Origin of the sequence: Halomonas sp. SIMBA_159 (assembly GCF_046536035.1) — a bacterium.
GTDB lineage: Bacteria > Pseudomonadota > Gammaproteobacteria > Pseudomonadales > Halomonadaceae > Vreelandella > Vreelandella venusta_A.
Genome location: NZ_JAWJBT010001532.1, coordinates 1 through 239 on the forward strand (window position 1 = coordinate 1; position 239 = coordinate 239).

Consider the following 239-nt stretch of genomic DNA (forward strand, 5'->3'; position numbering starts at 1 on the left):
GTTTTGTCCCTCAACCGAAGAAGGAAGCCAATACTTAATAATTTTCTTGGGGTTTCCAAGCGCGGAAACTCCAAACTAATAAGATGCCACCCAAAACAAATTTCATGAGTTCTAATCCCCAATACCCTGCGTGGAGTTCCATCATTTCCGCCGGCATAGACCGCACTGATTCAAACCAGTTTAAATCCATTCCTAATCCACTCATTTGGGGAGTCAGAAAATAGTTACAAATGAGAGCC

At 42.7% G+C, this 239-nt stretch carries 1 protein-coding gene; it reads right to left on the bottom strand.

Features of this window, described 5'->3' with window-relative positions; genetic code table 11:
• Positions 1-34 precede the first annotated feature (34 nt).
• On the bottom strand, positions 35-239 hold a 205-nt coding region (locus tag R0J87_RS24365), incomplete at its 5' end, for a hypothetical protein (RefSeq protein ID WP_498889624.1).